Source organism: Pedobacter sp. AJM (assembly GCF_002197755.1).
Lineage (GTDB): Bacteria > Bacteroidota > Bacteroidia > Sphingobacteriales > Sphingobacteriaceae > Pedobacter.
In genome coordinates this window covers 202,980-215,297 of the sequence record NZ_NHOT01000004.1, presented here as the reverse complement: position 1 = coordinate 215,297, position 12,318 = coordinate 202,980, and the positions used below count along the sequence as shown (strand labels likewise).

Annotated in this window: 17 protein-coding genes; 12 read left to right on the top strand and 5 right to left on the bottom strand. The window is 39.4% G+C overall.

The window, feature by feature from the left end:
* Together CBW18_RS11900 and CBW18_RS11895 are read left to right on the top strand one after the other, a co-directional pair.
* A partial coding sequence (locus CBW18_RS11900) for an RHS repeat domain-containing protein (protein ID WP_140418673.1) occupies window positions 1–1,289 on the top strand: 1,289 nt, incomplete at its 5' end.
* An 11-nt stretch (window positions 1,290–1,300) separates the two neighbouring features.
* On the top strand, window positions 1,301–1,690 hold the full coding sequence (locus CBW18_RS11895) for a hypothetical protein (RefSeq protein ID WP_088301552.1): 390 nt from the start codon (window positions 1,301–1,303) through the stop codon (window positions 1,688–1,690).
* 274 nt (window positions 1,691–1,964) lie between these two features.
* Here the strand turns inward: CBW18_RS11895 and CBW18_RS11890 are convergent, their stop codons facing one another.
* Complete coding sequence (locus CBW18_RS11890; protein ID WP_088301551.1) at window positions 1,965–2,303, bottom strand: hypothetical protein; 339 nt, start codon at window positions 2,301–2,303, stop codon at window positions 1,965–1,967.
* A gap of 491 nt (window positions 2,304–2,794) precedes the next feature.
* Between CBW18_RS11890 and CBW18_RS21880 the strand changes: the two genes are divergently transcribed.
* From CBW18_RS21880 to CBW18_RS11875, 3 genes are read left to right on the top strand one after another with little or no spacing between them, the layout of a single operon-like run.
* Window positions 2,795–2,935 (top strand): hypothetical protein, encoded by a 141-nt coding sequence (locus CBW18_RS21880; protein ID WP_371566794.1) that lies wholly within the window; start codon window positions 2,795–2,797, stop codon window positions 2,933–2,935.
* Entirely contained in the window at window positions 2,922–3,536 is a 615-nt protein-coding gene (locus CBW18_RS11880; protein ID WP_088301550.1) for a hypothetical protein, read from the top strand. Before CBW18_RS21880 ends, CBW18_RS11880 begins: the two co-directional genes overlap by 14 nt.
* The gene (locus CBW18_RS11875) at window positions 3,537–4,070 is read left to right on the top strand and encodes a hypothetical protein (RefSeq protein ID WP_088301549.1); all 534 of its coding nucleotides are present in this window, start codon (window positions 3,537–3,539) and stop codon (window positions 4,068–4,070) included.
* Window positions 4,071–4,308: 238 nt separating this feature from the next.
* Here the strand turns inward: CBW18_RS11875 and CBW18_RS11870 are convergent, their stop codons facing one another.
* Both CBW18_RS11870 and CBW18_RS11865 read right to left on the bottom strand, forming a co-directional pair.
* Window positions 4,309–4,500 (bottom strand): hypothetical protein, encoded by a 192-nt coding sequence (locus CBW18_RS11870; RefSeq protein WP_088301548.1) that lies wholly within the window; start codon window positions 4,498–4,500, stop codon window positions 4,309–4,311.
* 506 nt (window positions 4,501–5,006) lie between these two features.
* A complete protein-coding gene (locus CBW18_RS11865; RefSeq protein ID WP_088301547.1) occupies window positions 5,007–5,228 on the bottom strand; it encodes a hypothetical protein in 222 nt (73 codons plus the stop codon).
* A 194-nt stretch (window positions 5,229–5,422) separates the two neighbouring features.
* On the opposite strand from CBW18_RS11865, the gene CBW18_RS11860 reads away from it, so the two are divergent.
* Entirely contained in the window at window positions 5,423–5,929 is a 507-nt protein-coding gene (locus CBW18_RS11860) for a hypothetical protein (RefSeq protein ID WP_088301546.1), read from the top strand.
* Here CBW18_RS11860 and CBW18_RS11855 read toward each other — a convergent pair.
* Window positions 5,926–7,200 (bottom strand): HRDC domain-containing protein, encoded by a 1,275-nt coding sequence (locus CBW18_RS11855; RefSeq protein ID WP_140418672.1) that lies wholly within the window; start codon window positions 7,198–7,200, stop codon window positions 5,926–5,928. The genes CBW18_RS11860 and CBW18_RS11855 overlap by 4 nt on opposite strands.
* Here CBW18_RS11855 and CBW18_RS21385 point away from each other — a divergent pair.
* Complete coding sequence (locus CBW18_RS21385) at window positions 7,192–7,329, top strand: hypothetical protein (RefSeq protein WP_172406510.1); 138 nt, start codon at window positions 7,192–7,194, stop codon at window positions 7,327–7,329. The genes CBW18_RS11855 and CBW18_RS21385 overlap by 9 nt on opposite strands.
* An 18-nt stretch (window positions 7,330–7,347) precedes the next feature.
* On the opposite strand, the gene CBW18_RS11850 is transcribed toward CBW18_RS21385, so the two are convergent.
* On the bottom strand, window positions 7,348–8,028 hold the full coding sequence (locus CBW18_RS11850) for an AAA family ATPase (RefSeq protein ID WP_172406509.1): 681 nt from the start codon (window positions 8,026–8,028) through the stop codon (window positions 7,348–7,350).
* A gap of 347 nt (window positions 8,029–8,375) precedes the next feature.
* On the opposite strand from CBW18_RS11850, the gene CBW18_RS11845 reads away from it, so the two are divergent.
* The 5 genes from CBW18_RS11845 to CBW18_RS11825 all read left to right on the top strand — a co-directional run bounded on the left by CBW18_RS11845 (window position 8,376) and on the right by CBW18_RS11825 (window position 12,262).
* Window positions 8,376–8,690, top strand: coding sequence for a hypothetical protein (locus CBW18_RS11845; RefSeq protein ID WP_088301543.1), 315 nt, complete (start codon window positions 8,376–8,378; stop codon window positions 8,688–8,690).
* Window positions 8,691–8,699: 9 nt separating this feature from the next.
* A complete protein-coding gene (locus CBW18_RS11840; RefSeq protein ID WP_088301542.1) occupies window positions 8,700–9,446 on the top strand; it encodes a competence protein CoiA in 747 nt (248 codons plus the stop codon).
* Window positions 9,447–9,570: 124 nt separating this feature from the next.
* On the top strand, window positions 9,571–10,401 hold the full coding sequence (locus CBW18_RS11835; RefSeq protein WP_088301541.1) for an aldo/keto reductase: 831 nt from the start codon (window positions 9,571–9,573) through the stop codon (window positions 10,399–10,401).
* A 216-nt stretch (window positions 10,402–10,617) separates the two neighbouring features.
* A complete protein-coding gene (locus CBW18_RS11830; protein ID WP_088301566.1) occupies window positions 10,618–11,070 on the top strand; it encodes a VOC family protein in 453 nt (150 codons plus the stop codon).
* A gap of 76 nt (window positions 11,071–11,146) precedes the next feature.
* The gene (locus CBW18_RS11825) at window positions 11,147–12,262 is read left to right on the top strand and encodes a serine hydrolase (RefSeq protein ID WP_088301565.1); all 1,116 of its coding nucleotides are present in this window, start codon (window positions 11,147–11,149) and stop codon (window positions 12,260–12,262) included.
* Window positions 12,263–12,318 lie beyond the last annotated feature (56 nt).

The window sequence follows — 12,318 nt, the reverse complement described above, 5'->3', positions numbered from 1 at the left end:
ATGGCAGCCAGCTGTGGTTTGCGGCGGAGGTAACCAATGGCTATGAATATGACCGGAATGGGAATGCGGTAATTGACGGGCGTTCGGGATATCATTTTGATTATAATGTGCTTAACCTGCCCCATGAGGTGAGGGCTGCGAACAACATCGACCTGGTTACAGGCTATACTTATGATGCAGCTGGTAACAAGCTCAAAAAGAGCACATCTGCTGGAACCATTAATTACATTGATGGGATCCAATATAAACCAGATAAGAGCATCGATTTTATCCAGACGGAGGAAGGTTTGGCCAGAAATAATGGCAGTGGGAATTACAGTTACGAATATCACCTGTCCGATCATTTGGGCAATGTTAGGACAACTTTTTACAAAAACCCAATCACCAACCAGCTGGAAGTATTACAGCGGGATGATTATTACGCTTTTGGTTTAAGAAAAAATACACAATTCGGAAATAATAAATATCTTTATAACGGCAAGGAGTTGCAGGAGGAGTTAGGGCAGTATGATTACGGGGCAAGGTTCTATGATCCAGTAATTGGCAGATGGAATGTGGTAGATCCGTTAGCGGAGAAGATGCGTAGGCATTCGCCTTACAACTATGCGTTCAATAATCCTATTAGGTTCATTGACCCCGATGGGATGATGGCAAAACCCTTTGACGAGTGGCTTATCGATGGAGAAACTGGCAAGAAGCTGCAGAAGCAGAGTGGTTTAGGAGGTAAAGATATAGATTACCTTCACCATATTGGGGGAAAAAATGATGGGCAAACAGAAATAGTTAATAATAAAACAGGTGATAATACTTTTACGAAGGCTGGAGAATTTATTCGTGGATATAGCCACAGGTCATCAGATGTTCGATATACAACAATAGCAAATGAGTTTTTCAGTGGTACAGGGCCTAATAAAAGTTTGATAGAGGGAGCTGACCACAGAATGAACCAAGACATAATGAGATCGCCCCAGTTTGCGAAAGCTGCATCCGAGTTTATGAAAAATGGAACCGATAAGAATTATATGTTTAAAGGCGAATTTGGAGTACTTGGGGCTCTAAAAGCTGACAACAATATGACAGCACAAATGATTGGGAAAGCAAATATCAGCTTTTATCCTGTCGGTGATCAACTTGTAATTATGGTGGTTGATAGTAAGTCAAAAACATCGTGGTCAGTGAACCCTTTTGCAAAAGGAGAACAAAATAACATAACCCGAGGAGAATTTGGAACAGGAGGTCCTCAAAGTACAACGCATCAAACTTACATTTGGAATCTCCCAATTAGATAATATATGTATTTATGAAAGCTAAAGTCTATTATTTTTTATTTATTGCCTTGTGTTGTTGTTCGTGTAACGTGACAGTCAAAGATATCGTCGGAACCTACGTTTCGAACTTTAGAGTAAACAATCTTGATACTCTTAAGGTAAATACGGACGGCACATATGAAAAGCATGTGTATAGAATATCTGATAATAGGCTTATATATCAAAACAAAGGAAGCTGGGAATTAAGAGATGGAAGAATAATATTCAAAGACTTTTTCGAGAGCGATCAGGCTTTTTCTAAAGAATTTAAGGGCTATTCAGATATTTTGATTACCACTTCTTTAGATGTAAATAACAGTTTTGGAAAGGTTTCATTTGATTTTTCGGAAGAAAAGAATGATTATCTGTATAGAAAGTTATAACCCACGCTGGTGCGAGCGTGCCGCTCCTAACTGTTCTTAGCGTCTCGCTAAGAACAAAATGCAAGTTACATAGCAAAGCCCGGCAGTTTAAAAATTGCCGGGCTTTGTTATTTCTGCACCAACCCAAGTTTAAGGAGTCTAGCTTTGATGGCTCCGTAAGTCCCCGATTGGGGCTTCATTTGTAAAATAGCTTTTACCCAAAGCTGGCGCACGCGTGTCGCGTGTGAGAGATGAATATAATTGTAGCAAAGCCTGTCAGAAATGCCGCGCTTTATTATTTCTGCAGGCGTTCAAGTTTGAGGAGTCTGGCTTTGATTGCTCCATAAGTCCTTAAGTGCAGTTTGGCGAGTTCTGTAATCTTGGAGCCATTACCAAAGCGTTCTACCAGCAGTTTATCTTCTTCTTCGCTCCGGGCTAAACCTTGGTTTCCTTTTTTGGTGAGGGCTTCGAGTTGATTAATGGCGAAAAATAGCGGCCTGATGATTTCTTGCTGGTTGTATGGGCTGTCTGCAGAGAATACCTCACCTGTTATGGGGTCGGTGCCAATGGCCAGCGCCTGGAAAATTTCCAGGTGTCGGTTATTATCCTGCACAGGCTTTACCGGTTTTGGCATCTCTTATGATTGTGTTGGCCAGGAAAAGTAATTTATTTTTATAGAGGATTCGAGTTTTTAAATATTATAATATATTGATGGGATCCAGTATAAAGCTGATAAGAGCATCGATTTTATCCAGACGGAAAGGTTAGGCCAGAAACAACGGCAGTTGGAATTACAGCTATGAATATTACCTGTCCGACCATTTGGGCAATGTACGGACGACGTTTTATAAAAACCCAAGTACCCACCAGCTGGAAGTGTTGCAAAGAGACGATTATTCATAAGCTGCTTATGTTTTTATTGGTATTCATGAGCTCGGCAAAGCCTCGGTTATTATGCATTTGGATTAAGAAAAAATATACAATTAGTAAATAATAAATATCTTTATAACGGCAAGGAGTTGCAGGAAGAGTTAGGACAATATGATTATTCACATTTGGCCTGTATGCTAAAGGTGTTCATGAACTCGGCTAGGCCTCGGTTACGAGGCTAGATTCTATGACCCGGTGATTGGAAGGTGGAATGCGGTGGATCCGTTGGCGGAAACCAGTAGAAGGTTTAGTCCATATGTTTATGGTAACAATAATCTAATTCGTTTTATAGATCTTGATGGGATGGCTTCAATGCCATTCTATGCAAAGGATTGATAAAAAGAACAAACCAGATAGGTTGGTAATGGAATTTGTCGATGATCGTAAAGATATGACTATAACTACGAAAGTATATTATAATTTTAATGATCCAAAAACAGATGTTCAAGCTATCAAAAATGGAGCGATAACCCATGTAGAAATTATGGGGGACGAGAAAGTAGATAGGCAAATTAACAATAGTGGGGTTAAAGATGTGAAGTCAGGTCCACAGGATTATGCAAAAGACCAGGCTACGAAAAAAATGGATTATGGCGTAAGAGGTCAGGAAACAGGTGATTTAGCTTCAAATACGTTTTACGTACGAGAAGGAACTGCATATAACATAGGAGATATTGGAAATTACTTATGGGGTCGAGGAATGTCTGAATTAGGCATTGGGCTTGGTACAGCTAAAACGGGAGCTCACTATAATAATATTGTGAATGGACGTGATCAGAAGACTTCATCATATGATTTTGGGCTAGGAACGTATGGAGGTCCAGGTTTTTGGGATTCTCCTGCGGATCAGCGTGCAATTAGCAATGGATATAATAACAATAAGAATCCGACAGTAAGAAAAATAAATTGGGCCGAACTTTTTAGAAACCCTAAATGAATGAAAAGAGTGTATAAGAGAATTCCTATTGTAATTTTTGTACTATGCTTTGTCTCAGCATGCAATCATATGGATAAATATCCTTTAATGGTGTTTGAAAATAGAAGTGTCTTTATTGATGAATTTAATAATGTAAGTATAATAAGAAGTAGAGGAAAAAATACAATTATACTTTATTTTTATAATGGAGTGAATAAAAATCAATTTTTTTTCGATGTAGATAAAGGCAAGCTAACTTTAACTCAAACTAGTAAAAAAAATAATGAAAAGCTTTTTAAAGAAGATGAACTTTTCGAAAAACAGATAATTTTGCTAGCCGAAAGAAAGGTTAAACTAATGGATAAGTATAACATTAGAGATGTTAGCCATGAATTTCAAAATCAGGGTATTAGTATGAAAGTATATTTCAATTCCTTAGAGTCATTGCTGTATATTAAAGATATTGCAAATGTCAATAATATAGAATGGCTAAGGCATCTTAAAAAAATAAAAAAGCTAGATGAACATTGGTTTTACGAAACTGAGCAAAGCTAAATAGATAAATCAAAGCCCAGCAGTTTAAAAACTGCACTGCCCCCAAAAAGTTAGACACTATTTGGGGGCAGTGCAAAATATCGGGCTTTGTTATTTCTGTAGTAACCCAAGTTTAATTAGTCTGGCTTTGATTGCTCCATAAGTGCGAGAGTGCAGTTTAGCGAGCTGGGTTAATCTTGATGCCTTTGTTAAAGCGTTGTGTGAGCAATGCATCTTCTTCTTCACTCCATGGAAGGCCCTAGTTACCTTTTTCGGCGAGGGCTTTGAGTTGGTTAATGGCAAAGAAAAGTGTTCGGATGATTTCGGGATGGTTGTACGGGCTATTGGCAGGGAACACTTCTCCGGTTACGAGATCTGTGCCGATGGCCAGCGCCTGGAGAATTTCCAGGTGGCGGTTATTATCCTGCATAGGCTTTGCCGGTTTTAGCATCGCGTATGATGGCGTTGGCCAGAAAAAGGAGTTTGTCCTTAATGGAGGGGGCGAGTTCTTCTATTTCATCAATAAGCTTTAAGGTCTGTTTGTCAAAGCCTGTTTTGCTGCCAGGTAATCGAGCGAAACTTCGTTTCTTTCGTACCTTCCAATAATTACCGCTATTTCATCGCATGGTTAGTCGGTTTCAGTCCCCGTCTTTAGCGTATGTTTAGATTTTCGCTATTGCTAGCCTGTATGTAGCCGGTACAAAAATAAAAAAAATAGCTCAACGGTTTCAAAATCACTGGGCTATTTATCTTTTAGGTAGGGACTACTTTTTAACTTTAATACTAAAAGCAATAAGACAAAAGGGTTAACTATCGAAATCAAAATAAATATATTGATTAGTTCGAATATGCTGCTGATTGAAAATTTTTAGCCAGCACTAACTATCCTATATCAATTTTTCAGAACTAGTTAATCCATAAAAAGAAAGAGCGATCAGTCATGATCGCTCTTTCTTTTTATGCATCTGTTTCTTCGTCATCCTCGTCTTCTATCCACTCATCCAGTTTGGTACCTTCGCCATCAGCAAATGGAATTTCCTGTTCTGTGTATGCTGAATCATCTTTTTCTTCCTTAGGCAGGTGTCCTTCTCCGGCGTTTCCACCTGCACGGTGCATTTGGAACTGATCAGAATCTTCAATTTTTTTCTCGTCTTTTGGTTGATCTTCCTGGTCTCTCATAACTTTATATTTTTCTTTAAATAACAGTTTCGCGCTGGCATAAGTTTTTATTTTCAGAAAAATGAAAGGTATAGAAAAATCGTTTTAAATATATTTAATCTGTTTAGTCTAAAAATGCGTATTTATTTTATTGCAAAACTATCAGGTTAAATATATTTTTGCTTTATTGCCAGATATTACCAACGTTCCACTAAATGAAGAACCATTCCATCAGTTTAACTCCGGCTAAATGTGAGCTTTTGGATAACATCCTAAAAGAATTTGATGAAGAAGTTTACATCAAATCTGATCGTGTGCTTAAAATTTTCAGGGGTAACGGGAGTCTGGCATCAGATTATTTAGATTTTCTGGTCCAGATGAATCTGGTTATTTTGGTAGGGCAGGTAGATGGCATACCGTTGCCGGCCATGGTGGGGAAACAGGCTGGTGTTGATATGTTTATCAGCGAAGGTGGGTTTAAACGTCGCTATGCCCTGAACAAGCTGGAACAGGATACCGGCAAAAGTATTTTTGATTTACAGAATGAAAATCTTGATTTAAAAGAAAAACTAATGAAGCAGGAACAACTGCTTAAAAGTTTAGAAAATAGCCTCACACAGCAAGGGAAGGATATTTTAGAAAAGTGGCTGGTACGGATCTTATGCTTTCTTGCAGGGATATTATGTGCCTATGCTTATTATAAAATCTTTCACTCCGCTTAAAAAAGCGTACTCGCACCCAAATAGTCATTCACTATTTTTAAAATTTCCTTTCCTAAATCCACCGCATTTCCAATGCCTACACCTTTTATCGCAGCCAATTGATCGGCCGATCGCGGAGGCTTAGCCGCAATGTTTAATAAAGCCAGATCAGATAAAACAGAATGAGCCGGAACGTTTCGCTGCTGACTGAGGCCCTTTCTCCAGTCCACCAGGCTTTGATATAATTTCTGGTTGATCACCTCTTTAGGAAGTTCGGTTTTGGCGAAGGTTAGTTTTTTAGGTCGCTGATCAAATTTATTGGTTGCTCCAAGATAAGTTTTAGTATAATCTTCCAGCGAAAAAGGATGCCATGAAAAATTAAAGAGTGCCAGTTTAACATTCAGCGCATTGGCGCAATGGCTTAGGGTGGCTAAAACCCTTTCTGATTGTTCATCCAGGTAAATATTTAAGGAAGCAAATTTGCTCATTTCATGGGTCACCGTTTCGAGTTTCGGAATAAAATATTGAGCTGCCTTAGTCAGACGGCCTAAAAAAACCGCATCATTTTCCAGGATTGCGCTTTTATCTATTTTAACCAGTTCCTGATCTTTAAATCTTCCCGCAACCCGGATGATGTCTTTTTCCAGCAGGACATTAACAACCGCGCGAAGGTTATCTAGTGCTGCATTTTCATCATTTGCCCTGAATTTTGCAGTTTTCAGGATCCCCCAGTAACCTTGAATGACGCCGAAATCAAATAAATCATCAATCAGGTTCCAGGCATATTGCTGCTGGAAAATATTTAAATCATTTGCAGTGGGCTTCTTGCTCACAGCTTGTTCTGTAAAAGCAATAATCCTTTTATCTGTCATGATGTTTTCCATCTTCACAGGAGCTTTAAGCAGCAGGCCATCCAGGCTTTTACAGCGGCTTAAGGCTACATAAGCCTGGCCATGGGTAAAAGATGAGCTGATGTCAACAATGGCTTTCTCAAAAGTTAAACCCTGACTTTTATGAATGGTAATGGCCCAGGCAAGCTTAAAAGGGTATTGCGCAAAGGAACCGGTATTGGTTTCATTAATCTTATTTTCATCCTGATCCAGTGCGTATTTAACATTTTGCCATTCTTCACGCTCTACTTCAAATGACTGACTATCATCCAGAAACTGCACATGAACACTATCTTTTTCTATACCGACAACCTTCGCAGCCTTACCATTATAATATTGTTTTTTTCCTGAAGAATCGTTTTTAATGAACATCACCTGCGCACCAACTTTCAAATGGAGCACCTCATCCACCGGATAGGCATCTTTAGGGAAATCGCCGGTTACCCTGGCTGCGAAAGCATGCGTTTCACCATCCAGTTTTTCAAGGCATTCCGTATTAATCTGCCCAACCAGGTTATTGTGGGTGGTTAATGTGATGTAATCTTCTTTTCAGGCATCTGCCAGTGTTGGATCATAGTGTTCATTCAGCTGATTTAAAAGGGCAGGGGTGAGCGTGTTTTCCCTGATCCGGTTTAAAATATCCAGAAACAAGGGGTCAGACTGCCGGTAAACTTTCTGCAGTTCGAAAGTAAGCAGTGAAATCCGCTTTAGAATTAAACTATCGAAAAAGTAAGGGCTTAAATAATAATCCTTAAGGATATGCCAGGCATCATGTGCAATGGGTGAGAGCTGGTAAAGGTCGCCGATCATTAAAACCTGTACGCCACCAAAGGGTAAATTAGATGCTTTTACATTTTTGAGTGTCTGGTCAATAAAATCGAGCATATCTGCCCTGACCATACTGATCTCATCAATCACCAGAAGTTCAAGGCATTTCAGTAATTTAATTTTATCCTCAGCGTATTTCAGTTCTTTAGAAGCTTCGCCAGGCTGATTTGGAATAATGGGACCAAAGGGCATCTGGAAAAAAGAATGGATGGTTACCCCGCCTGCATTGATGGCAGCTACAGCAGTGGGTGCCACAACGGCGAAATTTTTAGCAGTGGTGGACTTGATTTTACGCAAGAGTGTGGTTTTCCCGGTTCCTGCCTTTCCCGTTAAAAATATAGGTTGGTTGGTGAATTGAATAAAATCAAGGATAAGTTGATGATCCTGATCCGAATTTTCCAAATTGTGCTTGTTATCCATCTTTACTTACTGATCTCCTGAAAGCATTTCGCTAATTTTTGCAAAGATGCACAGAATTGAACTGATCCTGGCACTCTTTTCTATACAGGTTATGCACAAAATCATCATCATAATTGTTGATCCAGATTTGGGACCTTATTGCCCTGAAGAAATGGAAAAGGTATCCTGTTGATGCTCAGTGATGTTTTTAAATATGACATTCAACTAAAGAAAATATCTTTAATATTTTTGTTTACTAAGTATTTTAGTATAGATTTGTTTGTCTCGAAAGAGTTATTGATGATTTAGCGAAGAAAGCAGCTGGCTGTTTTCAAAGAATAGGGGATAATATGACTGTTACCGTTTTAGCAATATTTGAAACAGATTTTCGACCAGACCATTCACTGGGTAAAATTATGAATGAGCGGCTTAAGGTGGCTGCGGATGACTTACGTGATATCCATTTACAAGCCATGGAAGCCGTAGGGCAACGCAGTGATGATCTAGTGGTGTACATCAGTTATAATCCAAAATATAAGATTCGCTGGCGCATTGTAAATGATGTACCGGAAGAGGTAGAACAGTATGTTGGCCGGGTTTGTGGCGATTTAGGCTACATTCAGTGGAAAACTGCTGTGATGAATATTTTTAAAGGGAACGAATAGCCATACCAAATGCAATATGCCCTATTAAACGGATGTAAAGCCGAAGCGGTAAGGGGTGCGCAGGGCATTTGCATGTGTTGCGGGCAAAAGGTAATTGCCAAATGCGGATCCATTAACATTAAACACTGGGCACATGCGGTGGCAGACAGATGTGATTCCTGGTGGGAAAATGAAACCATCTGGCACCGCGAATGGAAAGCTGAATTTCCGGTTAATTTTCGTGAAGTAAATTTTTTTGATGAAAAACTGCTGGAGTTTCACCGGGCCGATATCCATACCGCTGCCGGAATCACCATTGAACTTCAAAACTCAGCCATTTCATTAACAGAACTACAGGCACGTGAAGCCTTTTATCCCAAATTAATCTGGTTAGTGAACGGATTAAAGTTCAAGGGCTTTAAAATTTTAAAGTCAATTCCTGATCCCCATCATCCTGCGCTTGATGATTTTGAATTTTGCCTCTCGGAGCATCTTTCGATGATCCGTAAAATTGATGCGCTAACACAAAATCCCAATCCCGCGATTCTTAATTTCTACCACCAGGATTTAAAATCAGTTCCTGTCAGTACAGCATTTTATGCTTTCAGCTGGCGCCATCCACATCAGGCCTGGATGCAGGTGTCGTGCCCTGTTTTTATCGACTTCGGTGGGCACTTTTTATACCGGCTAAGAAAAAGATACCAGATTTCAGGCCATTACAGCTATCTGCAACTGGTGAGTAAAAGATCTTTTCTGGCCAAATATGCCATTGGTTGATGGTGCTGAAGCGATGGCATTTACATTTGTAGCGGCATGATCATAATTTTTTCCGGAACAAACATTCAGCATCATTTTCCAGTTAGTTATCATATATCTTTTTAAATATTAGCACATATAACAGATGAATTTAACATTCAAATTAGGCGATATTGAAATTAACCGTTTGGGTTATGGCGCCATGCAGTTAACCGGACAGGGTGTTTTTGGTGAGGTGGAAGACCGTGAAAATGCCAAAAAAGTTTTGCAGGCCGCTGTAGCAAACGGGGTGAATTTTATTGATACTGCCGAAGCTTACGGACCAAAATTTAATGAATTACTGATCGCAGATGCATTACATCCTTATCCATCCGGATTGTTGATTGCGACCAAAGGTGGCTTTGACAGAACCGGACCAAACAAATGGGTTCCAAATGGTCATCCGGAGAAAATTAAAGCTGACATTGAAGGAAGCCTGGAAAGGCTAAATGTTAAACAGCTTGACCTGTGGCAGCTGCACCGGATTGATCCGAATGTGGATGTAAAAAAAACACTTGCACCAGTAATTGAGGCGGTTAAAGCTGGAAAGATTAAACAAGTGGGTTTATCTGAAGTTGGTGTAAATGAAATTAAACAGGTGCAGGATCTTTTACCTATAGCTTCTGTACAAAACATGTATAACCTGGGGGATCGAAAATGGGAAGATGTATTGGATTATACTGCTGAAAAAGGCCTGGCCTTTATTCCGTGGTTTCCATTGGCTTCGGGACCTACCAAACTGGAAGATAAAATTAAAGCGATTGCAGCAGCACATCAGGCCACTACTGCCCAGATTGCATTGGCCTGGTTACTTCAGCGTTCAGATAATATCCTGCTCATTCCGGGTACCAAATCAATTGTACACCTGGAAGAAAACCTGAAAGCAGCAGACATTAATTTATCTGCAGCAGAATTTGAAACCCTTTCCCGTCAATAAAAAATCCCATAACTGGTGGTTGATGTTCATCAGTCATCAGTTATTTTACTTCCTTCTTTCTGTTCTTCTTCTCTAGAACGGTAGATCAGACCCATCAATTTTTTTCCATACGCGTCGACCATAAAAAAGCATCTCCACCAATGTAACTTTGTAAGTAGGTTTTGATAAAAACCCCATTTTTTTTATAAATTGAAGGATAAAATCAGATATTTAGGTATGAGAAAAATTATCCCTTCTTCATTGTTATTGCTATCTTTTTTCTTCTTTCAACATACTATGGCACAGCAAAAACCCGCAGTTTTAAATCATATTGCTGTTTATGTATCCGATTTAAATAAATCAACAGCCTTTTATGGTACTGTATTTAATTTAAAGGAAATTCCGGAGCCCTTTAAAGATGGTAAACACACCTGGTTTTCTTTGGGGAATGCCGGAGCTTTACATCTGATTCAGGGGGCCAAAGGCAATCAAATTTTCGATAAAAACGAACACCTTTGCTTTAGCGTGTCTTCTATTGATACGTTTATTAAAATATTATCAGCGAAAAACATTGCCTTCGAAGACTGGACAGGCAAAGCAGGAGCGGTTACCCTCAGGGTTGATGGCATAAAACAAGTTTATTTTAAAGATCCGGACGGACATTGGCTGGAAACAAATGACGCAAAATAAAGCATCTGCTATGATTCACCGTGATATTCCTTTTTAATTCAGACATATGATTTCTTCTTTTTTTTCCAAACTGATCATGATAATGGTTTTGCTGCTTCAGTTTGGCATGGCCAGGGCACAACAGGAAGGTGCTGAAGCAGATTTTGAACAGGTGATGAACAGGTTTAATGCCGTTGGTGCTGCTGTTGCAGTAGTAAAAGCAGGCAAAATTATCTATACGCACTCTTTTGGTTTGAAGGATCTGGAGCATAAAACGCCATTAACTGATCAGGATATTTTCCGGATCGCCTCCATTTCAAAATCTTTTTCTGCCACCGCTATTATGCAGCTGATTGAGGCCGGGAAATTGTCTCTTAATGATGATTTCGGTGATTTAGTTGGTTTTAAAATTAGAAATCCAAAATTTCCGGATCAGAAAATTACACTTAAAATGGCACTTTCGCACACTTCCGGTTTAAATGATAGCCAGGGATACCTGAACCTGGATTTGATTAACCCTGATAAAAACCCGGATTACGCAAAGTGTTATAACGACTATGCGCCCGGAAAAGGATATCAGTACTGCAACCTGAATTTTAATCTTATCGGAACCATTATTGAAAAAAAATCAGGTGAGCGTTTTGATCAGTACATTGAAAAACATATCCTGAAACCGCTGGGACTTTATGGAGGCTATTGTGTCGATTCTTTAGATAGCAATCGGTTTGTGAAGCTTTATGAATACCATACAGATACCAAAAGTTTCACGCCATCGCCGGCTGCCTATGCGCCCAGGCGGGAAGAAATCAGCCAGTATGTAATGGGTTACAGCACGCCCATTTTTTCGCCAACGGGCGGAATGAAAATTTCGGCAACTGATTTAGCGAAATATATGATTATGCATATGCACTATGGTCAGGCTGATGGTGTAAAAATCATGTCCAAAAAGCATTCAAGGCTCATGCAAACCAAAATTACGGAGGACGAAGAATATGGCCTGGCACTTCGCCAAACCAGTAATTTAATTCCGGGGGTAAAACTGATTGGGCATACCGGCTCTGCCTATGGATTGTACAGTACCATGTTTTTTAATCCGGAGCAAAAATTTGGCTTTGTAATTATTACCAATGGAATAAATGCCACCTACACCGGAGATTTTCCAGATTTTAGCAGGGCTGCACTGAATAGTTTATATCATTATTTTATGCCTTAACTCGCTTGTTAGTAGTAAGTTGTTTAACTTAATTGGGGCGTCAGATTCATTTGATG

What these genes read in the sequence shown, in the direction of transcription:
- CBW18_RS11895 (WP_088301552.1), top strand. Translation starts at nt 1,301, where the DNA reads ATGAAAGCTAAAGTCTATTATTTTTTATTTATTGCCTTGTGTTGTTGT.
- CBW18_RS11890 (WP_088301551.1), bottom strand. Translation starts at nt 2,303, where the DNA reads ATGCCAAAACCGGTAAAGCCTGTGCAGGATAATAACCGACACCTGGAA.
- CBW18_RS11880 (WP_088301550.1), top strand. Translation starts at nt 2,922, where the DNA reads ATGCAAAGGATTGATAAAAAGAACAAACCAGATAGGTTGGTAATGGAA.
- CBW18_RS11875 (WP_088301549.1), top strand. Translation starts at nt 3,537, where the DNA reads ATGAAAAGAGTGTATAAGAGAATTCCTATTGTAATTTTTGTACTATGC.
- CBW18_RS11870 (WP_088301548.1), bottom strand. Translation starts at nt 4,500, where the DNA reads ATGCTAAAACCGGCAAAGCCTATGCAGGATAATAACCGCCACCTGGAA.
- CBW18_RS11865 (WP_088301547.1), bottom strand. Translation starts at nt 5,228, where the DNA reads ATGAGAGACCAGGAAGATCAACCAAAAGACGAGAAAAAAATTGAAGAT.
- CBW18_RS11860 (WP_088301546.1), top strand. Translation starts at nt 5,423, where the DNA reads ATGAAGAACCATTCCATCAGTTTAACTCCGGCTAAATGTGAGCTTTTG.
- CBW18_RS21385 (WP_172406510.1), top strand. Translation starts at nt 7,192, where the DNA reads ATGGAGCACCTCATCCACCGGATAGGCATCTTTAGGGAAATCGCCGGT.
- CBW18_RS11845 (WP_088301543.1), top strand. Translation starts at nt 8,376, where the DNA reads ATGACTGTTACCGTTTTAGCAATATTTGAAACAGATTTTCGACCAGAC.
- CBW18_RS11840 (WP_088301542.1), top strand. Translation starts at nt 8,700, where the DNA reads ATGCAATATGCCCTATTAAACGGATGTAAAGCCGAAGCGGTAAGGGGT.
- CBW18_RS11835 (WP_088301541.1), top strand. Translation starts at nt 9,571, where the DNA reads ATGAATTTAACATTCAAATTAGGCGATATTGAAATTAACCGTTTGGGT.
- CBW18_RS11830 (WP_088301566.1), top strand. Translation starts at nt 10,618, where the DNA reads ATGAGAAAAATTATCCCTTCTTCATTGTTATTGCTATCTTTTTTCTTC.
- CBW18_RS11825 (WP_088301565.1), top strand. Translation starts at nt 11,147, where the DNA reads ATGATAATGGTTTTGCTGCTTCAGTTTGGCATGGCCAGGGCACAACAG.